This window comes from Brevibacillus sp. SKDU10 (assembly GCF_001645205.1).
GTDB lineage: Bacteria > Bacillota > Bacilli > Brevibacillales > Brevibacillaceae > Brevibacillus_B > Brevibacillus_B halotolerans.
Window position 1 is genome coordinate 16,885 of sequence record NZ_LSSO01000172.1, and the last position, 22,011, is coordinate 38,895.

The 22,011-nt window shown below is 40.1% G+C and carries 22 protein-coding genes; 2 read left to right on the plus strand and 20 right to left on the minus strand.

All coding sequences use genetic code 11. From position 1 onward, the window contains the following. Nucleotides 1–3: 3 nt before the first annotated feature. The 12 genes from AYJ08_RS15100 to AYJ08_RS15160 form a co-directional block, all read right to left on the minus strand. On the minus strand, nt 4–960 hold the full coding sequence (locus tag AYJ08_RS15100; RefSeq protein ID WP_064018424.1) for an NAD-dependent epimerase/dehydratase family protein: 957 nt from the start codon (nt 958–960) through the stop codon (nt 4–6). Continuing rightward, nucleotides 957–1,808 (minus strand): glycosyltransferase family 2 protein, encoded by an 852-nt coding sequence (locus tag AYJ08_RS15105; protein WP_064018425.1) that lies wholly within the window; start codon nt 1,806–1,808, stop codon nt 957–959. The genes AYJ08_RS15100 and AYJ08_RS15105 overlap by 4 nt, the downstream gene beginning before the upstream one ends. Next, nucleotides 1,805–2,866, minus strand: coding sequence for a glucose-1-phosphate thymidylyltransferase (locus AYJ08_RS15110; protein WP_064018426.1), 1,062 nt, complete (start codon nt 2,864–2,866; stop codon nt 1,805–1,807). The genes AYJ08_RS15105 and AYJ08_RS15110 overlap by 4 nt, the downstream gene beginning before the upstream one ends. Nucleotides 2,867–2,981: 115 nt before the next feature. Then, nucleotides 2,982–4,163: a glycosyltransferase family 4 protein gene (locus tag AYJ08_RS15115; RefSeq protein WP_064018427.1), complete on the minus strand. Its 1,182-nt coding sequence runs from the start codon at nt 4,161–4,163 to the stop codon at nt 2,982–2,984. After that, nucleotides 4,160–4,600 (minus strand): hypothetical protein, encoded by a 441-nt coding sequence (locus tag AYJ08_RS15120; protein WP_031414606.1) that lies wholly within the window; start codon nt 4,598–4,600, stop codon nt 4,160–4,162. Before AYJ08_RS15120 ends, AYJ08_RS15115 begins: the two co-directional genes overlap by 4 nt. Nucleotides 4,601–4,857: 257 nt before the next feature. After that, the gene (locus tag AYJ08_RS15125) at nt 4,858–5,592 is read right to left on the minus strand and encodes a DnaD domain-containing protein (RefSeq protein ID WP_064018428.1); all 735 of its coding nucleotides are present in this window, start codon (nt 5,590–5,592) and stop codon (nt 4,858–4,860) included. A 174-nt stretch (nt 5,593–5,766) separates the two neighbouring features. Beyond that, nucleotides 5,767–6,732 carry a siderophore ABC transporter substrate-binding protein gene (locus AYJ08_RS15130; RefSeq protein WP_064018510.1) on the minus strand — a complete coding sequence of 322 codons (966 nt, stop codon included), beginning with the start codon at nt 6,730–6,732 and terminating at the stop codon, nt 5,767–5,769. A 404-nt stretch (nt 6,733–7,136) separates the two neighbouring features. Then, nucleotides 7,137–7,895 (minus strand): iron ABC transporter ATP-binding protein, encoded by a 759-nt coding sequence (locus tag AYJ08_RS15140; protein WP_018670051.1) that lies wholly within the window; start codon nt 7,893–7,895, stop codon nt 7,137–7,139. Next, on the minus strand, nt 7,889–8,845 hold the full coding sequence (locus AYJ08_RS15145; protein WP_031414596.1) for an iron chelate uptake ABC transporter family permease subunit: 957 nt from the start codon (nt 8,843–8,845) through the stop codon (nt 7,889–7,891). The genes AYJ08_RS15140 and AYJ08_RS15145 overlap by 7 nt, the downstream gene beginning before the upstream one ends. Then, the gene (locus AYJ08_RS15150; protein WP_018670053.1) at nt 8,832–9,788 is read right to left on the minus strand and encodes an ABC transporter permease; all 957 of its coding nucleotides are present in this window, start codon (nt 9,786–9,788) and stop codon (nt 8,832–8,834) included. The genes AYJ08_RS15145 and AYJ08_RS15150 overlap by 14 nt, the downstream gene beginning before the upstream one ends. Before the next feature lie 330 nt (nt 9,789–10,118). Next, nucleotides 10,119–11,411 (minus strand): asparagine--tRNA ligase, encoded by a 1,293-nt coding sequence (asnS, locus tag AYJ08_RS15155; RefSeq protein ID WP_031414595.1) that lies wholly within the window; start codon nt 11,409–11,411, stop codon nt 10,119–10,121. A 112-nt stretch (nt 11,412–11,523) separates the two neighbouring features. Next, nucleotides 11,524–12,708, minus strand: coding sequence for a pyridoxal phosphate-dependent aminotransferase (locus tag AYJ08_RS15160; protein ID WP_031414593.1), 1,185 nt, complete (start codon nt 12,706–12,708; stop codon nt 11,524–11,526). A gap of 218 nt (nt 12,709–12,926) precedes the next feature. Here AYJ08_RS15160 and AYJ08_RS15165 point away from each other — a divergent pair, with 218 nt between their 5' ends. After that, the gene (locus tag AYJ08_RS15165) at nt 12,927–13,913 is read left to right on the plus strand and encodes a hypothetical protein (protein ID WP_064018430.1); all 987 of its coding nucleotides are present in this window, start codon (nt 12,927–12,929) and stop codon (nt 13,911–13,913) included. A gap of 132 nt (nt 13,914–14,045) precedes the next feature. Here the strand turns inward: AYJ08_RS15165 and AYJ08_RS15170 are convergent, their stop codons facing one another. The 5 genes from AYJ08_RS15170 to AYJ08_RS15190 form a co-directional block, all read right to left on the minus strand. After that, nucleotides 14,046–15,098 carry a WIAG-tail domain gene (locus tag AYJ08_RS15170; protein ID WP_064018431.1) on the minus strand — a complete coding sequence of 351 codons (1,053 nt, stop codon included), beginning with the start codon at nt 15,096–15,098 and terminating at the stop codon, nt 14,046–14,048. 113 nt (nt 15,099–15,211) lie between these two features. Next, on the minus strand, nt 15,212–16,708 hold the full coding sequence (locus AYJ08_RS15175) for an AAA family ATPase (RefSeq protein ID WP_064018432.1): 1,497 nt from the start codon (nt 16,706–16,708) through the stop codon (nt 15,212–15,214). Then, nucleotides 16,701–17,231 (minus strand): hypothetical protein, encoded by a 531-nt coding sequence (locus AYJ08_RS15180; RefSeq protein ID WP_064018433.1) that lies wholly within the window; start codon nt 17,229–17,231, stop codon nt 16,701–16,703. The genes AYJ08_RS15175 and AYJ08_RS15180 overlap by 8 nt, the downstream gene beginning before the upstream one ends. A 195-nt stretch (nt 17,232–17,426) precedes the next feature. Further along, a complete protein-coding gene (locus AYJ08_RS15185) occupies nt 17,427–17,909 on the minus strand; it encodes a cell wall elongation regulator TseB-like domain-containing protein (RefSeq protein WP_064018434.1) in 483 nt (160 codons plus the stop codon). Nucleotides 17,910–17,927: 18 nt separating this feature from the next. After that, nucleotides 17,928–18,638: a hypothetical protein gene (locus AYJ08_RS15190; RefSeq protein WP_064018435.1), complete on the minus strand. Its 711-nt coding sequence runs from the start codon at nt 18,636–18,638 to the stop codon at nt 17,928–17,930. A gap of 133 nt (nt 18,639–18,771) precedes the next feature. Here AYJ08_RS15190 and AYJ08_RS15195 point away from each other — a divergent pair, with 133 nt between their 5' ends. Next, entirely contained in the window at nt 18,772–18,951 is a 180-nt protein-coding gene (locus AYJ08_RS15195; RefSeq protein WP_003341647.1) for a hypothetical protein, read from the plus strand. 97 nt (nt 18,952–19,048) lie between these two features. Here AYJ08_RS15195 and AYJ08_RS15200 read toward each other — a convergent pair whose 3' ends face one another. From AYJ08_RS15200 to AYJ08_RS15210, 3 genes are read right to left on the minus strand one after another with little or no spacing between them, the layout of a single operon-like run. Then, nucleotides 19,049–20,341 carry an amidohydrolase gene (locus AYJ08_RS15200; protein ID WP_064018436.1) on the minus strand — a complete coding sequence of 431 codons (1,293 nt, stop codon included), beginning with the start codon at nt 20,339–20,341 and terminating at the stop codon, nt 19,049–19,051. Nucleotides 20,342–20,378: 37 nt separating this feature from the next. Beyond that, nucleotides 20,379–21,002 (minus strand): redox-sensing transcriptional repressor Rex, encoded by a 624-nt coding sequence (locus tag AYJ08_RS15205; RefSeq protein WP_064018437.1) that lies wholly within the window; start codon nt 21,000–21,002, stop codon nt 20,379–20,381. Nucleotides 21,003–21,013: 11 nt separating this feature from the next. Next, entirely contained in the window at nt 21,014–21,955 is a 942-nt protein-coding gene (locus AYJ08_RS15210) for a ComEC/Rec2 family competence protein (RefSeq protein ID WP_064018438.1), read from the minus strand. Nucleotides 21,956–22,011: the final 56 nt, after the last annotated feature.

Genomic DNA, 22,011 nt, shown 5'->3' on the forward strand with positions numbered 1-22,011 from the left:
CTTTCATCCTCCCTGGTACAGCTTCTTAATATCCTGAAATTGCTGGTAGAGCCCTTGTTCCAATGAGGTATGTGGACGATAGCCAATCTGTTGAGCTGCTAGGGATATATCAGCACAGGTACGCCTCGAATCACCTTTTTCTGCTATTGTGAAGGTAATATCCGGCTCCACTTGCATGATCTTTGCCATAAGCGAAACGGCCTCTAACAAGCTAATTTCTCGTTCTCCACCGATGTTATAAACCTTCCCCACCTGACCGAACTCACTCGCCAACAGATTGGCTTCCACCACATCGTGTACGTAGCTAAAGTTACGGCTTTGACTACCATCCCCGTAAATTTGTATGGGCTCTTTGTGCATCATAGCTCGAAAAAATCGATGAAAGGCCATGTCAGGACGCTGTCTGGGGCCATATACGGTAAAATAGCGGAGTGCAACCACTGGTAATTGATAGGCTTTCACATAAGCTTTCATCAAATACTCCATTGAGACTTTGGTTACACCATAAGGGGAAAGTGGTTCAAGCGGAGCTGTTTCTTGTGTTAATCCTTCTTGCATTGTTCCATAAACAGAAGAGGAGGAGGCAAGCACTATTCTTCGCAATGATTGATGAGTAAGGCTAGCTTCTAATAGGATTTGGGTTGCAGTCACATTGTGTTTTACATACTCCTGAAAAGCATCCCCCCAGCTTGCTCGCACTCCAGGTAAGGCAGCCAGATGGAAAATATACTGAACACCCTTTAACAGATAAGACCAGTCAACATCCTGAATGGGTTGATTGATGAAATGAAATCGAGAATCCTGTAGACTATCCTTGATGTTGCGTTCCTTATAAGACAATGGGTAGTTCAGAAGCATATTGTCTACACCAATTACTTCATAATCGTCTGCCAGCAATCGCTCGGTCAAATGAGAGCCGATAAATCCTGCACAGCCGGTCACCACAGCTTTTTTCCTCATTTGCGATGACCTCTTTTCTTTTTGCGCTTCACTAGCTCTTTAATGACTAGAAAACATCCTCTCTTGCCAAAAATAGCACGATATTTATTCCCCCATCTCTTTAAATAATATTCATACGTCTGCCTCCGTAAATAATTACGTTTTTGAATCGACCTTGGCTCTGTCAATTGGTTTTGATGCTTTGTTCTGTTATATAGCGTTTTATCTATATGCTGAACGGGAAACTTTTCAATTAAGCGCAAAATCATTCGACGATCTTCCATAATTCTGCCACCATATTTGTCTGAGGTATCCCATCCCCCTACCTCTTGCAAGGCATTCACACGATAACAACGCGGTGCTACCATCCATCCATCATATTGTAAAAAATCATACTTCCCTCTAATTTGGTAATGTCTAATGCCTTTTCGCTTACGATATTTACCTTTATGAACACGCCACACATTCATATTTCCATAGTACAGAGCACATTTTTTCTTTTTTGTATTGTGTTGATTTTTCAAAATTACTTGTTTAAACCGTTCCAAAGTACGTTTGGCTAACCAATCATCGGAATCCAATTGAATAAGATAAGGAGTGCGAGTCAGTCCCAATGCCTTATTCATGACCTTCGATATTCCTGAATTCTTTTCCATACGATAGTATCTAATCTTCGAATGAGTAAAAAGGTTAGCGACAATTTCCTCCGTACTATCCGTAGAAGCATCATCAATGATGAGTATTTCCCAATCATCACAGGTCTGCTTCAAGACACTTTTTACCGCCTTTTTTAGCATATCCGATCGATTATAGGTAGGTATTACGACAGTAAACATGGGGATAACTGCATTATCTTCTATGTCAGTCATGAAACCCCAATTCTCCTTGTCGCAGGTAGTGTTATCGTCGAATGATCACTCATAATAAATATCCCCATGTCCTGTCGTGAAACATTTGGCACTCCCCCAACTAAATAAGATGAGCGCCCAAAAATACTGTCATGAATATAACAATCTAAATTTACTAATTTGGTGTCTTCTAATAAAATACTGTTTTCAATTCTTTGACAATTTCTTACCTCCGCTCCATTTTGGATACATACATAAGGACCAATTGTGCAGTTAGACAATAGGCAGTTTTCACCTATCATCACTGGGCCTATAATCTCACAATTATCAATCAGACTTCCCTCTCCTACTTGCACCTCAGTTCCAACTAATTTGTCTAGCATCCAGCGATTAGCCTCCAACCATCTCTCCATCGTCCCTACATCGGAATAAGGTAGTTTGGTTGTAGAATGCACTACCTTTTTACCTTGCTGTAAAAGTGCGGCAATGGCATCAGTAATTTCATATTCGCCCCGCTTAGATGGTTGTAATCCAGCAATTACTTGAAAGATAGCAGGGGTAAAAAAATAGGCTCCGATTACAGCTAAATTGCTTTTGGGAAACTGTGGCTTTTCAACAATGGATTGGATTTGTTCTCCTTGCACTTCAGCTATGCCAAAATCCTGTGGTTTCTCTACCTCACTTAGTAAAACGGCAGCGTAAGCATCTGTCTTAATGAAGCTGTCGTGTAAACTATGCAAGGACTCCATCATTAAGTTATCCCCTAAAAACAAAGCAAACTTATCTTCAGCTATAAAGGATTCAGCTAATGAAACAGCATGGGCAATACCCAATGGCTCCTGCTGTTCAATATACCTAATCACTGCGCCATATTTTTGTCCATTCCCAACATACGCGGGTATTTGCAATTGGTTTGGACTAATCACGATACCTATTTCCCTAATACCGACATCGAGTAACTTTTGCAAACAATGCTGGATTACCGGTAGATTAGCTACAGGTAGGAGTGTCTTGGGCTGTGAATAGGAAAGTGGATATAGTCGTGTGCCGCGGCCAGCGCATAAAATTAACCCTTTCAATTGACATTCACCCCTGTTCCATAGAGATATCTATACTGTATGCACAGGGATAACAACGGTTTGGGTGATTGGCCATAATTACCCAAATAGTGGCGGATGCCTATGTAAAAAGCGCCTACGTTTTCTGGCGTGGGCGCTGTTTTTTCTGTTCACGTGTCTGAATTGCCTTAGAGAAAACTTCCAGATATTCATTAGCTGTTTTTTCCCATGTAAATTCACTTGCTCGTAATATCGAACGTGAGGCAAAGGTTGTAAAGAAAGAGGCAGAATTCCACATTTTTCCCCAAAGGTCTGGTATAGTTTTCACCCATTCATTAGGAGGAATGAGATAGCCGGTCTCATTGTGTTCAACCACCTCTCCTATTCCTCCTTTTGTTGAAGTTAAAATAGGCTTTCCTGCCGCCATTCCCTCTATATTAACCCGGCAAAACGGCTCATTCCAAACGGATGGAGTAGCTACAATATCACAGATATGATACCACTCTGGCATCTGTTTCGAAGGGATAAAATTAACAAAGCGTACCTTTTCTTTCAGGGGTTTAGCCAATTTTTTCAAATAGCGCACGTATTTGTTTTCCTCATTGTTTCCATATCCTTTTCCGCCAACGATGAGAAGACGTGCATGCTGGTCTCGCTTAGCGATCTGTTTGAAGGCATGAATTAAGAGATGTATCCCTTTTTCGTGCATTAATCGCCCTGCATACATCATCACGCGGTGATGCTGTTTATAACCCAGGGCCTCTCGTTTTTCGGAAATGATCTTCTGCCCCTCCTTAGACAGTGAATAAGTGGCAACATCTACTCCAAGGTGAACGGCGTGTATCTTCTGTTTTGAGATACCATGTTTCTTGATAAGATATCGTCGTAGATAGTTACTGTTGGTAATAAAACAATCTACCTGCTTTTTCACTTTTTTCATACGGAGAGGCGAAATCACCCTACGTGAAGCAAATACATGAGAATGCATATTTAGAACAATAGGTATATCTTTACAAGCCTTGCGCACTATAGAAACAAAACTTGGACGATTCTCTATTAAAATTAAATCAGGCTTGTTTTTTTTTATTCGACTTGCTACTTGCTTTATATAAGACTTTTGTCCATGATACGATAACCGAATGTACTTGATTCTGCCATCTCGTTCTGATCGTGGGTAATCTTCACAGGTTCTTGTGTAAATTTCGATATCATGAGACACTGCTAATCTTTTACTTACCTCATCAATATCCAACTCAACTGAACTACCTCGAACAGGTGGAACAGAAAAAGGGCCAGGACTTATGATTGCAATCCTCATGCTCTGTTCGATTCCCATTCCTTTTTAATGGCAAGCACGATCTGATAAATTTGTTCTCGTTCCTTGTTCCATTGAAGAACTACTTTCTCCACTTGTTGTTTCCATTTTTCGCTATTGTGCTGTAACATCTCCCATCGATTTATCATCGCTGCCATTTTGGATTCCATCGTAGCCATTACCTGCTGATATTCTTTGATTTGTTCTTGCCATGCAGTTCGCTCCTTCTCCAACTGATCTAAACGCTGCTGCATTTCCTTCCACTGATTAAGTAATTCTTGTTTTTCTTTCGCTCTTTTTGGATATAGTCCCTCCAATAACACGGCATCAGGGATCACCCGGCAGTCATTTTGGCCCCCTGAGGCTTGCAAATCAAACATGGCCGAGAAAACAGAAGGCCCTCCCTCAGTATTCAGTTCTAGCTGCTTTCGATTATCCATTAGTTCTCCCTCCTTTACTTGTTATATTCTATGTACATAACCGGCTGATGGGTGCATACCTACTAGGTTGTTCTCATTCAAATCATGCAATGTCAATCGGCAATCTTAATGGCTGGCTATTATAAAGCAAGGAATACAAAAACCCCTTTGCGCATCGGTAAAGAGCATGAAAACATAAAGCCTTTTATCGATTGCGTAAAGGGGTTTTTTCTTTATCTATTTTTTTCCTGCAGCCTATATGATCTCTGGTTGGTTACCTACCGTCCCTCTTTTACAGCTACTTGGCGACGAAATCGCTGACTGTACTCTCTCGCTTCCTCAACAGAGCAGACCTGATTGCGTTGCCACTCCAATAAGATACGGTCAATATAGCGGATAAATAGCTTGCCAACAGACTGTGCCTCTCGCAAGGCTGCTATGATTAGTTCTTCTGCATATCTATCCTCTTCCACCCAAATTTGTAATGTCTCTACCTCAATGGGAGAAAGCGGTCGACCAAAAGTTTGTTCAAATTGTGTGTACAAACTATCTGGCTGCTGTTCCTCATCTAATGTAAATAGCATCGTATCAGTAGGTCCGCCCGGTATATCCATATGAGAAGTAACTGCCACTTCCTGTCTGGAATCACTAAATGCTTCACGTTGTACTTGATAACTTTGTTTCAAGCACTCAAACAAACGGTCATAGACAACAGAAAGATTGTAGCTTTCCGAACGAAAGCCTGTTTGTTCATCAACATTCTCATCAATGCTGATCCATTGATCCTTCATCATTTTCTGCAACAATTGTATTAAACGCAATCCAGACATGGAGAGCCGATCCTCAAGCTGCGATAAGGTGGGAAATTGATTCCCTTCTTGTTGAAACGACAAGAGGTGGATAATTAACATCATTTCTTCGTCCGCTAACGACATACGTTTATAATTTTTTAATAATAAATTAGAAACGGACGTAGAACCCTCTTGTATCAATTGTCTTATTTGTCGATCCATGTCGTGCTTTCACCTCTTCCCTATTATAACAAGGACAGGCAAATTCACCTAGTAAAAAAACACATAAACCATTGGAGGATCTTTCTTTGCCATACAAAAAGCTGAAAAAGAAAACAGCTAGTAGAAAGGGGGATTTCTACTAGCTGTATCGTTCCTTCAGTGCTATTTTATTTTTTATTTATAAACAGCAGCTGTTTCTTTTACCATTTCAGATACAGATTCTAAACCGCCACCGGATAGGTACCAGTATCCTGGATCTAGGTAAATGACTTTATTGTTTTTAACTGCATTCGTTTTCTTCACAATTTCATTTTCTACTACTTGTTTCGCAGAGGATTCACCTTTTTTAATAGCCGCAGTACGGTCAACTACGAAAATGTAATCAGGGTTCTTCTCCAAGATGTACTCGAAAGAAACACTTTGTCCATGTGTAGATGCGTCGATTTTATCATCTGCTTGTTTGAAGCCAAACACGTCATGAACAATACCAAAGCGAGAAGTAGAACCATAAGCACTTACTTTACCATCGTTAGCAAGAATAACTAAAGCTTTTTTCTCGTCAGCTTTTGTTTTTTCATTTAGATCTTTGATTTCTTTTTCAATTGTAGCTAGCATTTCATCAGCTTTTGCTTCTTTATCAAAAATTTGAGCCAATGTTTTTACTTTAGTAGTGAAGGATTCCATGTATTTCTTATCATCAACATCCATGTAGATTGTTGGAGCGATCTTTTTAAATTCTTCATACTTATCGGCTTGACGACCAGCAATGATGATTAAATCAGGTTTTGCTTCATGAATTTTTTCAAAGTCAGGCTCTTTCAAACCGCCAACATTGATATATTTTTCATCTTTGTATTTATCTAGATAGCTAGGTAGGCTTTTTTGTGGCAAACCAATTGGTTCTACGCCTAATGCATCCATAGTGTCAAGGGAACCAAAGTCAAACACAACGACTTTTTGTGGATTTTTCTTAACTACTGTCTCACCCAATTCGTGTTTTACAGTAATTTCTGCAGGAGCTGCTTGTTTTGCTGCTTCTGGTTGAGCACCAGATGTTTTATCTGTAGCATTATTTGACCCGCAAGCCGCAGTAACCAATGCCAGCATAAATGTAGCAAATACCATTGCTAATTTCTTCAACATTCTCACCTCTATAAATTTTTTGAAACAAGATGTAGAACAGATCATTTGCTAGGAAGATCTGCTCTTCCTTCAGCTAATGAAACAAAGGTAAAACTTATCTGTGCCTGCTTTGTACCTTCTTTCTCTTCCTCCAAGTGTCCTATGTCAATTCACGTACCTACATTACTGCGCGGTCCGTGATCCCCCTTGCTTGAGTGACGACAGGATGCTTGTCATTTAGGTATTACCCAATTTGGAATCAACCAGCAGGCTCTTTTGTACGTTAAGAAAGGGAGGAAAGAAGGTTTCCCACATCGGCAGGCCAGTTTTGCCATTCTTTTCGGTTCTTTGTTTCATGAATCCAACTACATCCGTTTGCGTTCTCATTACGATTTGTAAATGGTTTTCAGCGATATTTTTTGTTAAGCGAAATAGACACAAATGTCATTCCCCTCGATGTTTTGGATATTGAAATCCATCTCATACAAGTCCTGTAAGACCTTAGGGTTAATGATTTCTTGGGTCGAGCCCTCTTTGACGATTTTGCCGTCTTTTAATGCAACAATATAATCGGAATAACAGGATGCAAAGTTAATATCATGAATAACAATGATGATCGTCTTGCCTAATTCAGCTACCAAACGACGCAGGGTTTTCATGATTTGCACCGAGTGCTTCATATCCAAGTTATTAAGTGGCTCATCCAACAGGATATAATCCGTATTTTGCGCGATAACCATTGCAATGTAAGCTCGTTGTCTTTGTCCACCACTTAATTGATCTAAATATTTATCCTGCATCTCTTCCAGTTCCATATAAGCAATCGCTTCTTCGACATATTTCCAATCTTCCGGCGATAAATTACCCTGTGAATATGGAAAACGACCGAAACTTATCAATTCTTTCACGGTTAAACGAATATTAATATGGTTGGACTGTTTTAGAATCGAAATTTTCTTGGCCAAATCGTTGCTGTTCCATTTACTTATTTCCTGTCCTTCAATATAAACCTCGCCTTCATCTTTCTTGAGCAAGCGGCTGATCATGGACAGCAATGTACTTTTTCCAGCACCGTTGGGACCGATAAAGGAGGTGATGCTTCCCTTTTTTATCTTCACCGATATATTTTCAACAACAGGCTTATTCCCATAGAATTTTGTGACGTTTTTAACTTCTACCATGCTTTATTCTCCTTTAACAGCAGATATAAGAAGTACATACCACCAATAAAATTGATGATGACACTGAGCGGTGTCGAGAATTGAAAAACCCGCTCCACGATGAACTGTCCGCCAACTAAAGCAATGGTACTAATCAGCATAGAACCAATAAGCAAATACTTGTGCTGATACACCTTTAAGAATTCCCGTGCCAGATTGGCTACCAATAATCCCAAAAAGGTAATCGGACCAACTAATGCGGTTGAAATAGAAACTAGCACCGCAATTACGATCAGTAATCTTTTCACAACTCGCTCGTAGTTAATTCCTAAATTAATCGCTTGATCTCTCCCCAAAGACAAGACATCGAGGAATTTTAACTGTTTAAAAACATAACCACAAGCTAAGGCTATTCCAATCACAGATAGCATCAGGATATCTGTGTTTACACTGTTAAAGCTGGCAAACATTTTATCCTGAATGACCTGAAATTCGTTTGGATCAATTAACATTTGCATAAACGAGGATAGACTGGAGAAAAAGGTTCCAAAGATAATCCCCACTAAAAGCAAGAAAAATATATTCCTGCCCTCGCCTCTAAACAGCGTTTTAAATAAAATGCTTGAGAATACAATCATGAGCCCTACTGAAAGAATAAAGTTAACGTTATTATTCATGATTGTGATGTGCATAGAACCAAATAAGAAAATGACCAATGTTTGAATAAACATATATAACGAATCTAATCCGATGACGCTAGGAGTTAAGATTCGGTTATTCGTTATCGTTTGAAATACAACAGATGAGAACGCAATCGCTCCCCCAGTCAATAAGATAGCAAGTACATTTTTACTGCGTTTGGGAAGAACATAATCCCAATTATTCGCATTCATCTTGTAGAAAATAAATAATCCGATCAAGACGATTGCGATCATCGCAAGGATGCCCAACATTCTTCTACATTGTTGCATATGCATTTCTCCTCATGAGTAAGTACAGGAAGATTCCACTGCCAATAACTCCGACCATAAGTCCAATCGAGAGCTCATAAGGAAAAATGACGATACGCCCTAATATATCACATGCTAGGACAAATACGGCTCCGAGTAAGGCTGTATGCGGTAGACTGTTCCGTAGATTATCCCCACGATAAATGGAAACGATGTTAGGAATAATTAAACCAAGGAATGGAATCATTCCGACTGTGAGCAATACCAGAGAGGAAATCATAGCAACGATGATTAATCCGATATTGATCACACGCTGATAGTTGAGTCCTAGATTAACCGCGAATTCTTCTCCCATTCCTGCGACCGTGAATTTATTCGCATAAAGAAAGGCAATAATGACAAGCGGGATACTAATATACAAAAGCTCATATCTTCCCTTCATGATCATGGAGAAGTCTCCTTGTAACCATGAGGATATATTTTGTATCAGGTCATATTTATAAGCAAAGAAAGTGCTTATAGAACTGATAATATTACCAAACATGATACCTACCAATGGAATAAAGATATTGTCTTTGAACTTTATTTTTTTAAGGATTTTCATAAAAATAAAGGTGCCGCCTAAAGCAAAAATAAATGCGACAATCATCTTTACAATCGGACTCTCTGTAGTAAATAGCATGAGTGATACCAGCACTCCTAATCGAGCGCAGTCCATCGTTCCAGCAGTAGTAGGAGATACGAATTTATTACGGGTGATCTGCTGCATGATTAAACCACAGATACTAAGGCTAATCCCAGCCACAATAATGCTAACTAATCGTGGAACACGGCTGATTAAGAAAATTTCAACTTGCTCATCATTAAAATTTAGAATGTCAAGTGGAGTAATGTTTTTGACTCCAATAAATAAGGAGCACATGGATAGGATGATTAATGCTAAAAATAAATATCTCTTTTTCATAGTTCCCCCCGTATGACATTAGCAACTGATGCGATTTTTAGTATTTAATCGTTCTATTTTCGTGTTATGGATCAATTATGTAATTGTTTATATTACAAATTATTACAAATGAGATTGATTTTCATTAACCATCATCCAAAGAGTATTATAAATGATTTTCATTCTCACATTCAACTGTTTTTTCGTAATTTCTACATTTCTAGCCTTTTCTTCACAAAACAAAGTAGTTTTAAACAATAGAAAACAGGAAAAACCTCTTGTTCTTATTTTGAACAAGAGGTTTTCATACTATTTAACAAATGAAAAGTTTATTGATTGATAAACAATCTATTATGGATATAGTCTATACAACAGACGTGGGAATGGAATTGTCTCACGTACATGATCCAATCCACAGATCCAAGCCACTGTTCTCTCTAAGCCCAAGCCGAATCCAGAATGAGGTGCTGTTCCATATTTACGTAGGTCCATATACCATTTGTAGGTTTCTTCAGAGAGGTTATGCTCATTAAAACGTGCCTCTAGTAATTCTGGATCATCAATACGCTGGCTACCACCAATAATCTCTCCATAGCCCTCTGGAGCAATCAAGTCTGCACAAAGAACCACTTCTGGACGTTCTGGATGTGGCTTCATATAAAATGCCTTAATTTCCGCAGGATAATGCGTAATGAAAACAGGCATATCAAAATGCTCAGCAATTGCGGTCTCATCTGGCGCACCAAAATCATCGCCCCATTTAATCTCGCTACCTTTTTCTTGAAGAAGCTTAATCGCATCATCGTACGTAATGCGCGGGAATGGTGCTTTAACCTTTTCCAGCTTCGTAGTATCGCGATCTAGTGTTTTTAACTCACGTTGGCAGTTCTTTAATACGGACTGAACCACATGCGATACAAAATTTTCTTGAATGCGCAAGCTTTCCTCATGGTCAACGAATGCCATTTCCGGTTCAATCATCCAGAACTCAATTAAGTGACGTCGTGTTTTGGATTTCTCAGCACGGAATGTAGGACCAAAAGAAAATACACGTCCTAAAGCCATTGCAGCAGCTTCCATGTACAACTGACCACTTTGGGAGAGATACGCATCTTCATCAAAATATTTCGTATGGAACAAGTTAGTTGTTCCTTCAGCAGATGTAGGTGTCAAAATCGGCGGATCTACTTTATAAAATCCATTGATTTGGAAGAACTCGTACACGGAACGAATAATTTCGGAGCGAACAGCCATCGCGGCACGTTGACGTGGAGAACGCAACCATAGATGACGGTTATCCATCAAGAAATCTACCCCATGCTCTTTAAGAGAAATCGGGTAATCTTGGGCAATTTGAATAATTTCTACTCCTGTTACAGTTAGCTCATAACCGCTTGGAGCACGATCATCTGCGCGTACCATTCCTGTTATGTACAAAGAACTTTCCTGGGTTAGTTCTTTCGCATTGTTCCAAGCTTCTTCGCTTACTTCTGCTTTTACTACAACCCCTTGGATAAATCCGGAGCCGTCACGCAGTTGGAGAAATTGAATCTTTCCACTGCTTCTCTTGTTGTATAGCCAGCAACCTATCTTGACTTCTTGCCCGACATGTTGCCCGACCTGACCAATTGTAATTAATGACATAATAAGACCTCCATTTATCTGTACCAGATAACCCTTACAATTATACTATCCTCGCTCTACTAATTTCAACGATTGTTCTTGCTTCTTTTTCGGCATGGAAAAAAGCCCCTCCTTAGAGAGACTTTCCTTCTACAAATTGCTTAATACGAGCAATGCCCTTTTCCAATTGTTCCATAGATGTTGCATAAGAAATGCGAATATTTTCAGGAGATCCAAAGCCACTACCCGGGATTAAAGCTACCTTTTGTTGTTCTAATAACGCTTTACTCCAGTCATCTATATCAGTAAAGCCCTGTTTTTCCATGGCTTTAGCAACATTCGGGAAAACATAGAAGGCTCCCTCTGGTTTTAGGCATGTCACACCCTCGATTTCATTTAATAAATCGACTACACGATCACGACGCTTCACAAACTCGCCACGCATCATTTCCAAGGAAGTTTGAGGTCCTGTCAATGCCGCCAATGCTCCATATTGAGCAAAAGAAGTTGGGTTAGAAGTGCTATGGCTCGACAAATCAACCATGGCACGAATCAATTTCTCATTCCCTAAAGCGTAGCCCATCCGCCAGCCTGTCATGGAGTATGGTTTAGACATTCCGTTAATAATCACTGTGTTTTCATAGGCTTCTTTGCCAAATGAGGCTACCGTGACGGCTTCATGACCATCATAGATCAGCTTTTCATAAATTTCATCAGAAACCATTAATACATTATGTGACAAGCAAACATCAACAATTTCTTCCAATTCCTTACGCGTATAAATGCTGCCAGTAGGATTACTTGGAGAATTTATAATGAGTGCACGTGTCCGGGGGGTGATAGCCTGTTTTACTTGCTCGGCTGTTACCTTGAAATTGTTGGATTCCTTTCCTTCAACAAAAACAGGAACCCCCTCTGCTACCTTGACCATCTCTGGATAGCTCACCCAATAAGGAATCGGGACAATCACTTCATCACCAGGGTTTAACAACGCCATGAACAAGTTGAATAAGGCATGTTTTCCCCCATTCGTCACGATGACTTGCTTGGTGGTGTAAGTCAAATTATATTCCTGCTGATACTTATTGCTGATGGCTTGTAACAATTCAGGAATACCGGCTGTTGCAGTATACTTGGTTTTTCCTTCGCGCATCGCTTTTTCTGCTGCTTCAATGATATGTTCCGGGGTATTAAAATCAGGCTCCCCCGCTCCAAAGCTAACAACGTCAATCCCTTGTCGCTTCATTTCGTTTGCTTTCGCCGTAATAGCCAAAGTAGAAGATGGAGAAAGAACTGTGACTCGATTTGCAAGTTTCATGGAAAACCTGAACCTCCTGGTAACGTCGTGTTATAAAAAATGCCAAATACTTTATTGTTAGCCTATCACACATAGATATAGATGTATAGTTCTTCGTTATAGAATCTTAAGGGCTATTATCAAACGTACAAGCGACTATTTTATGAACGACTATGGGAGTTGGTGCATCTAATAAAGGTATCAAATATACTGTAATGTAGCATCAAGGAGGGGACCTTTTGGAGTATACCAATTTTCTTAATTGCCTAGCTCTCATTTGGGTAATCCCAAAAGAAAATCAAGATGTGGAAGTAGTAAATCCGACCCCGGTACAACCAATCGACACAGGGAAACAAGGGGCTGTCTTCGAATTAATGTATAGCATTTGCGCCAAGATGTCTGGCGAGCTAAAGGATTGTGAAGGTAAATATTACGCCTTGCCACCACTTAGACAACATTCAGACTTACTCCCAGACAGCTCTGAGCGCGACAACAATGACATTGTAATGAAACAAATTACTGGAATGGATTTACGTGAATATCTACTAACGAAGATCTTAACTACAGAATTATTGCTGAAGCTAATACAGATACTTTCCATCTTAAAAAAAATTAGTTCTGAACAAGGTGATCCGGATAAGAAAAATCTCTATCTGCTACCATCTGGACAGCTTAAGGTAAAAGATGCGGATAAAAGTGCTTGGCGAGATCGAACCTATCTTTATCCCCGAAAATTACTTATCGGTCTTGCTACCAAACAAGCCACTCTCGTTCTTGCTTTCGTGGAAAAAATAGTCTCTGAGCTGTACAACGAATGGAAACAATCTCATGATATGAACAGCTTAGCTTGTCATATGTACAGGGGCATTTCTCAGAAGAAATTACAAAACCCCGAAACTATCGCAAATGAAGCAACTCATCCTCTCCTCACCATTCATGATCCCGCCCTTTTTGAACAAATGCTTGAAAGTATGGTAAGTAACATTCACAAGGAAGAAATAGAAAAAATGCTATCGGAAAAACAAATAGAAACAAAACATGATAATGCTGACCTTAATGAACAAGCTTATCTAGAGCAAAAGGAACAAGCCCCTGCGTTGAAAAAGCATGTCTCTCAAATGAACTATACCTTTACCATTCAGAGTAACAATACATTAAAGCAAACATATTTTGTGCCTACCGGAAAGAACCAGAAAAACGTTGTGGTCTTATTTTCAAAGCGTTAATCTTTTCTGAAATATGTAACACCCAGATAGGTCAGAATATTATGAGGTTTTTCTTCAGTAAAAAGAGAAGACCGAAACACCATGGCCTCCATGGTGTTTCTAGTTAGTGATTATCTCAAGCTCGTCAAATTGCTACTCCACTATTTCAACTGCCTGATCCTCTACCCTTTTTGTACCAATTGCTATCCATTCCACCTGTCCAGATACCTCGCGATTAGCAATTTGACGTAAGATTTCAATAGTCACTTTATCGGACTCCTTCTTCTCTGCAACGACAAAACAAAAAGGTATATCTGTCGTTGCCATAAATACATATTCCTTCTCTTGGAAGGGTTCTGTTAAATTGATTGTCAAGCTTGTTCTCACGCGACCTTGTTGTAACGTAAAGTTTTCTTTTCCGACTTGTTGTAGATCTATGATTTCCAACTGATTCGGTGGATGATCCAATGCCACCTCAGATGGAACACTTGGAGGATCGCTAACGATTTGATTTTCCACAATAGAAGGATCTACAACAGAAGCATCTGATTGATTTGATACTGCTTGCTCACCTTCTATTTTTTTCTCAGCGTTAAAAAATTCATGCAAATGTCGAGCCAATTCGGACAATGGTTGCAGATGATGCTCTGTCAACCCGAAAATCTCTGGCATTGTACACATAAATTGCGCAACTTGATGCGGAAGCTGGGAAAAAATTTGATCGTCTATATTTGGTTTTACATCAACAACCTTGCAATCGCTGTCCTCATAATAGGATGGTACGCCAGAATAAGGTGACTCCTCGTCATTACTTTTTTCTTCATCATTCCATTTTGTAATGAAGTGCTGCTGACTTTGTGGAATTTTTGATGACACTAATTTAAGTTCCGAATATGTTGGGCTTCGCTTAGAAGAATAACGTTTTGGCTTTCGACGACTTTTTCGTTGCTTTCGCTTTTTGGATTGTGGACGGTTAGGCTTACGGATTTCCATTTGAGAAGATTCCTGCAGCAATGTCTTCACGTCATTTGCCGTGTAAGGTATAGAGGTCTCCTCCTCTTGGATGTAAAAATCGGAACTATCATCAATCCAATTATTAACCAAGGCTGTTTCCAGTGCATCTAGCTCTTGAAGAGCTTTGTTTTTCTTTTTCAATTTCCTTTGCCTGTTTTTAATATTCTGCTTTTGTAAGTTTTGTTTAGCCATATTCTTTTCCTTTCCTTATTGTCATGAATACGATATTGTATGTAGGAAAGAAAAACATGACCATTCTTTTTTAATTGACAAAAAGAAAAACCGATAGATGAATCCATCGGTCATTACGCTACTACCATATCTATTTCGGCCAGCTTTTCGCGGAATTGATCACCACTTAACACTTCAGCCTCCAATAACACCTGTAGACTATAGCGATAAACTGAATCATGTTCGTTGAGCAAAGACCGTGTTTTTTCAAGCAATCCTTCAATGATAGAATGTACTTCTTGATGGACTGCGTTTTTATCCGCATATTGCATATTAATAATCCCTAATTTAGACATACCGCTTTGAACAATTTCTTGCGCCATTTGCAGGGCTTGTTCAAAATCATTTTTAGACCCCGTGCTACGTCCGCCATAATAAATTTCTTCTGACACTGCACCCGCAAGGCAAACCATAATCTGCCCTTCCATATACTCACGGGTATAAAGATAATGATCGTCCATTGGGTTTTGACGTACATAACCTAATGCTTGTCCGCGAGGGGTTAATGTTACCTGTGACACGGAGCCAGGGCGTACTCGTTCGCTTACAATAGCATGTCCCAATTCATGAATCGCTACCCGCTCCTTCTCAGTCTGAGGTGCTTCACGATCGGTCATTTCCCCCATCATTACTTTATCGATAGCAAGTGAAAAATGACTTTGCATCACTTTATCGGATTTATCACGCATTGCATAAATAGCAGCCTCATTGCACACACTTTCTAATTGGGCACCGGAGAACCCAAATGTTTCTTGCGCCACTTTTTCCAATTTTACGTCAAGTGCAAGTGGTTTATTTTCTGTGTGTATGGTTAATATTTGTTCGCGGGCTGGTTTATCTGGCAAATCGACCTGGATGTGGCGATCAAAACGACCTGGACGCAATAATGCAGCATCAAGCATATCTTTTCGGTTCGTTGCCGCCATAATGAGTATGCGCGGTTTTTCACTTGTAGTCATACCATCCATTTCGGTTAACAGTTGGTTTAAGGTTTGGTCATATTCTCTTTGCTGCTGACCATCGCGTTTTCCACCAATAACGTCAATTTCGTCAATAAAAATAATCCCGCTATCTTGATTGTTTTTCTCTGCTAAAGCACGAACTTCCTTAAACAATTCACGAATACGCTGAGCTCCCACCCCTACGTACATCTCTACAAATTGTGAGCCAGATGCTGCAACGAATGCAGAGTTCGTATAATTGGCGGCAGCCTTTGCCATCAACGTTTTACCTGTTCCAGGAGGTCCCGTTAACAGTACACCCTTTAAGGGACGAATTCCGTATTGAGCGATCGCATCCTTATGCAATAGGAAATCTAGGGCTTCCTTGATTTCTTTTTTTGCACGTTGCTGTCCTCCGATATCGGCAAATGTAATATTGGATTTCTTCACAACCTGACTACCACTTTTGCTTTTACCAGAACCAATCTGCATGCCACCTTGTTTGGAAAACAACAAGTATGTACCTGCTAAAATTGCCCCAAACAGCAAAAATGGTCCAATATTAATACCCAAAAACAGCAAGAAAACGATAACCGCTGGTACTACACCAAACAATATTTCTTTACCCAAGGTTTGCCACCTCGCTTGTTGACTGTTTACGAGGAATAATTTGGTAGTATTCATCAGTTCCTCGTTTCAAAAAAATATAAACATTTGCATCGTCAATGCGTCCATATGCTTCATCAAGCTTATAACGATCTTTCATTTGAGCTAAAATGGTAGGAATTTTACTATAAGCCTTGCCTTCGATGGCTTCTGTTAGTCCAAATAGTCCCTCATTCCAGACCGGCTTGAGTGAATCAGCTTGATTGGTAAGCATTATATCAAATGCCTTCCCGCGTGCATAGGCTTGAAGTGTTTTTAACAGCTCCGGGTATTCTTCTACAAATTTATCTGAATTTGTGACCTGTAGCTTCATATCAACACGTTCTTTATTCATCTTAAAATCGACCAAGGTAGCCGATGTTAGTTGTTGTGCCTTTTCTCGTAATGGACTTTCTATCTGCATCTTTTGGTATAAAAACCAGCCACCAAAGAGGAGCGTAAGTGCGGCAAGCAGTGACAGTAACATAGGTACTTTACGTAATTTCACCAATAACTCCCCTTTCTTTACTCATAAAAATTTTTATTTGTTCCGTTCAGAGCGGCTATCTTATCAGTTACGAAACCAAGTATAGCATTTTTATGCTACCTTTTTGCTATGTATTTGCTGGAACTACGACCAATTCCATTGAATAGAAATAAGGTGATAAAGTAAGAAAACCCTTTCCAGAAGGAACGGGTCATCTTATGATTTTGGAATATTTAACGTATATGCCCGTATTTTTTGACCAGTCAAAAAATCATAATATACGTAGTTGTAACGATTTTGCTTGTCCACTAAAGTGACTTCCCATAGCTTCTTATCACCCTCTATGCCAGGTACAATGCGTTCGATCTGAGCTCCTGGATATGAGGCTTCCGCTACTTGTTTAACTTTCGTGCGTGGAAAAGCTTTTTCCAGTAAGTCAAATGTGACGTGTTCTTTGCTAAACCAAGCCACCACTGGGGTTCCTACCTTGTTTTTTCCTGTAACTACTATATAGGCTTCCCGTCCTCGATATTCTTCTATCGTATCGATCTCAGCAATGTTTGTTTTTTCTGCTACTAATGCTCTGGCCTCTGCTTCTAAGGTGTAACGCTCAGACAATAAGCTGGAAAGTAGCTGATACAGGGATACGCCTAGCACAACAAGCGCACATGCTGAAATGATCAAGATGCGTTTCCACACAATGATTCTCCTACTTCCCTAAAAATTAAAAATTAGTTGATCTGATCTATCGCCCTTCTGGTTCTTCAACTGAAGCAAGACGACCATACGCTTCAATTGTTTTCTTTCATCATCATACCACAAGTGATAGTCAATTGTAGTTGATTGCTGCAATTGTACAAGTTCATTTTCTACAGGAAAAGATGGTCCCAACCATTCTCGTAAAAGGTCTTTGACTTTTTCTGGCTGTAGGCTAACGCTATACCCTCGCAAACCTGCTTCATCTCTTGAAACGAGTGCGACAGGCTGTAGCTGTGAAATTTGATCTTTCAAGAGTGAGGCATGCTCAGATGGTGTAAACAAGGCATAGGGCAGTACGTTCAAATCCCGTTGTTCATTATCTATGACGAGCGAAGCACCTCGATTGTTACGTTCAATTTTCACTTTTTTTCCCTGTAATGCCCCAGTTAGTTGAAAGTGATTGCCTCGATAGCTCCCTGTAAAAGGTTGATTCTGTATCTTGACTCCAAATGGAGTTGCTTTCTCTGCAAAAAGCTGGTCAATCAATTGTTTTAGATTGGTGTTATTTTGATTTTGATCCGCATTCCAGCTACTTTTATCATTCAGCTCATTCGTCCTGTCTTGTGCTACAGATAGCTTGTCTGTTGCTTGCCCCAGCAATACACCCAAACCAAATAAGCAAGCTACTATTGGCACCAACAGCCAAAGATACCGTTGCTTCACGTACATGGGTAACCCCTCCCTTACGTATCTCCTAACAATTATGAGATACAAGAAGGTTTTAGAACCACGTGGAAAACTTACTAATTATAGAGTCATGAGAAGTAGCCATACTATCAGTACACCACAAGGAGGTGAGCGTGTGAATCAAACCGACAGGAGCCTTGTCCTACCTAAACAGGGTTGGGAACAACACGATTTGTACGAATCCTGGGTAGGTCTGTCCTCACCGCTGCGTACCTTGCCACCTACCGCTACGCTCTCTGTTCGTCACTCCTCACTTACAGATTTATGGCAAACAGAGATGCAACGGACGGATTAAATTTTTTCTCTGCCTACACACCTACACTACACTGTCTCCTGCCGTATCAACCACTTGGCAGGAGCCTTTGTCATATGGATAGGCGACTTTTATGAGCTTATTGCTTTAATAATGCAAACACACGGTTCACTTCAGCGATTGCTTTTTGTTCATCCATTGTGATTAACTCTTTATCTTTCATTAAGAAATGCCCATCAACAATTGTATCTGTTACATCATAGCCATTTGCTGCATAAACGACATGGGAAATCGGATCATTTGCCGGTTGGAAATGTGCTTGGGCAGCATTTAGCATAATCATATCTGCTTTTTTCCCTACTTCTAAGGACCCTAAGCTGTCTTTTTGGAACACAGCATCTGCCGCATAACGTGTAGCCATGCGAAGCGCTTCTTCTGCCGGAACCACTTCTGGGTCATAGGAAACACCCTTATGCAGGATAGCTGCTAATTTTAGCTCTTCAAATAGATTCAAGTTGTTGTTACTTGCTGAGCTGTCAGTTGCCAAACTTACACAAACACCTTTCGCAAGCATCTCAGGTACTCTTGCTACACCACTTGCCAATTTTAAGTTACTAATTGGATTATGAGCTACTTTAACATCATATTTAGCTAATGTATCAATTTCTTCATCCGTTAAATGCACAGCATGGGCAACTAGTGTAGGGTGATTAAATACACCTAGATTTTCTAAGTGAGCAACAGGGCGTACACCGTAATCCTGAACGTTTTGTTCCACTTCTGCTTTTGATTCAGACATATGGATATGTAATGGTATGTTTAACTCGATTGCCTTCTCAAGGATTTGCTGGATGTACTCAGGAGAGCACGTATAAGGTGCATGCGGCGACATCATTGTATGGATACGACCGTTGGCTGCACCGTTCCAACGTGATGCGAAAGATGCCGCTTCTTGCAATTTCTGCTGGCGTTCTTCTTCGGAGCAGAAACCAATTACCCCACGGCATAGTACACCGCGCATCCCGGATGCTTCCACTTCCTGTGCTACTGTATCCATATGATCATACATATCTACAAAGGTAGTTGTACCGGTACGAATCATCTCGATAATGGAAATAGCTGTACCCCATTTCACATGCTCCGCTGTAAATTGACCTTCCATTGGCCACATTTTTTCTTCCAGCCATTGTTTTAAAGGTAGGTCATCCGCAAAGCCGCGCAGTAGAGACATGCCTACGTGACCATGTGTATTAATTAATCCTGGCATAAGATATTTATTAGTTCCATCAATGATTTCGTCATATGCTGATAAATCCTCAGGCGTTTTACCTACATATGTAATTTTTCCCCCATCAAAGCCAACCGCTCCATTATGAATAACCTCATTTTGTTCGTTAACAGTGATTACGGTTGCGTTGGTAATGATTTTCATCAACGTAGACACTCTCCCTTTATCTGTTAGTTATTACTTAGTTTAAATAATACGCTAAGCTTTGCAAGCTGGAAGTCAAATCGTTATGATCAATTTTTACTTCTTTTTCGGTGCGAATGGTTGTTGGGGCAAAATTGAGGATCGCTTCTATTCCAGCTTCGATCAGTTTATTTGCCACTTCCTGTGCGGCGGAGGCTGGCGTTGTAATTATCGCCATCCGAATTTGCTTTTCCTTGATGATATCTTCCATTTTATCAATCGATTCAATGACCAATCCACCTAAATCCTTACCTATTTTTTGCGGGTCGGCATCAAAAATGGAAACAATTTTCATGTTATCTTTTAAATACACATTGTAATTGGAAATCGCTTGACCTAGATTACCGGCCCCCACCAACGCTACATGGATCACTTGGTCCAATTTCAAGATATGACGAATCTTTTCAATCAAGTAATCTACGTCATAGCCAATGCCTTTTTTACCAAAGTCACCAAATGCAGACAGGTCCTTTCGAATTTGGGCTGGATTAATATCCATTGTTTTGCCCATCTGTTGGGAAGACACCGTTTTTACCTGTAGTTCCTGTAGATTTGTTAAATATCGCAAATAGATCGGCAGACGGCGAACGACCGCTTCAGAAATTTTTGGTACTTTCCCCATAAATTGCACTCCTAACTTCGTTGTCTATCACGTGTAGAGGTCTTGACTGCCTTTAAAACCTTGTAATCTTGTCCGTTAGAGAGAATGGTAATTGACCCATCCCGGCTAGTCACATACGTATCTGCCCATGATTCCTCCAAACGCTCCACCACCTCACGCATGGAGTCTTTCCATTGCTCACGCACAATACCGGTCTGCACAACAGCAATCTGGGGATCAACCTTAGTTAAGAAGGATTGAATAGAAGCCTGATTGCTACCTTGTGCCCCAACCTTTAAGATTTCAGCCGGCAGTAAAGAAGGGTATTTCGCAAGCAAACGCTCCTCTGCTTTTTCATTGATGGCACTGGTGAACAAAAATTGGAGCTCTCCTTGGGTCAGACAAAACACAAGCGAATTATCCTGCGGTGATAAAAACAGGTTCTCGCTAGGATGTAAAAATGTGATCACCACATCTTTCCCATCCAGTAATTGATCCTTTTCCTTTACATACACAACTTGCTTTTCCCTAGATATATGGATATTACTGTGAATTGCGAAGGCTGTCAATTTCGGCATGTAAATCTTATCAAATTGAATTTTCTCCGCAAGCTTATCATAGCCACCGATATGAGTAGGTAAATCGTTTGTCAATAACAGGTAATCTACTTTTGTAACATGGCGCTCAAGTAGCAAGGAAACCAATTTTTCCGTATCTTTTTCGCTCCCTGTATCAATTAGCATCGTTTTACCAGAAGGGAAGCGAATGAGCGTACTTTCTCCTTCTGGTAAAGAGAAAAAAGTAGTGGTAAGCCCAACAAAATCTTCCTCCTGTTCAACAGCATCGGGGTCCTCAATATGCTGTAGCTGATGTGCTATCGCAATGGACCGGCTTGCTTCAACGGTTTGGGATAATGCAAAGATCATCATGCCTATACAAATAACTAGAAATAGGTTATGTCGCTTTGTAGTCATGGATCTGCTTCCCTCCTACCTTATGGCTTGGGTAAAATTCATACAATCATTTTAGA

Coding starts and splice junctions, on each gene's coding strand:
- AYJ08_RS15100 (WP_064018424.1), bottom strand. CDS start 960: ATGAGGAAAAAAGCTGTGGTGACCGGCTGTGCAGGATTTATCGGCTCT.
- AYJ08_RS15105 (WP_064018425.1), bottom strand. CDS start 1,808: ATGACTGACATAGAAGATAATGCAGTTATCCCCATGTTTACTGTCGTA.
- AYJ08_RS15115 (WP_064018427.1), bottom strand. CDS start 4,163: ATGAGGATTGCAATCATAAGTCCTGGCCCTTTTTCTGTTCCACCTGTT.
- AYJ08_RS15120 (WP_031414606.1), bottom strand. CDS start 4,600: ATGGATAATCGAAAGCAGCTAGAACTGAATACTGAGGGAGGGCCTTCT.
- AYJ08_RS15125 (WP_064018428.1), bottom strand. CDS start 5,592: ATGGATCGACAAATAAGACAATTGATACAAGAGGGTTCTACGTCCGTT.
- AYJ08_RS15140 (WP_018670051.1), bottom strand. CDS start 7,895: ATGGTAGAAGTTAAAAACGTCACAAAATTCTATGGGAATAAGCCTGTT.
- AYJ08_RS15145 (WP_031414596.1), bottom strand. CDS start 8,845: ATGCAACAATGTAGAAGAATGTTGGGCATCCTTGCGATGATCGCAATC.
- AYJ08_RS15150 (WP_018670053.1), bottom strand. CDS start 9,788: ATGAAAAAGAGATATTTATTTTTAGCATTAATCATCCTATCCATGTGC.
- asnS (WP_031414595.1), bottom strand. CDS start 11,411: ATGTCATTAATTACAATTGGTCAGGTCGGGCAACATGTCGGGCAAGAA.
- AYJ08_RS15160 (WP_031414593.1), bottom strand. CDS start 12,708: ATGAAACTTGCAAATCGAGTCACAGTTCTTTCTCCATCTTCTACTTTG.
- AYJ08_RS15170 (WP_064018431.1), bottom strand. CDS start 15,098: ATGGCTAAACAAAACTTACAAAAGCAGAATATTAAAAACAGGCAAAGG.
- AYJ08_RS15190 (WP_064018435.1), bottom strand. CDS start 18,638: ATGTACGTGAAGCAACGGTATCTTTGGCTGTTGGTGCCAATAGTAGCT.
- AYJ08_RS15200 (WP_064018436.1), bottom strand. CDS start 20,341: ATGAAAATCATTACCAACGCAACCGTAATCACTGTTAACGAACAAAAT.
- AYJ08_RS15205 (WP_064018437.1), bottom strand. CDS start 21,002: ATGGGGAAAGTACCAAAAATTTCTGAAGCGGTCGTTCGCCGTCTGCCG.
- AYJ08_RS15210 (WP_064018438.1), bottom strand. CDS start 21,955: ATGACTACAAAGCGACATAACCTATTTCTAGTTATTTGTATAGGCATG.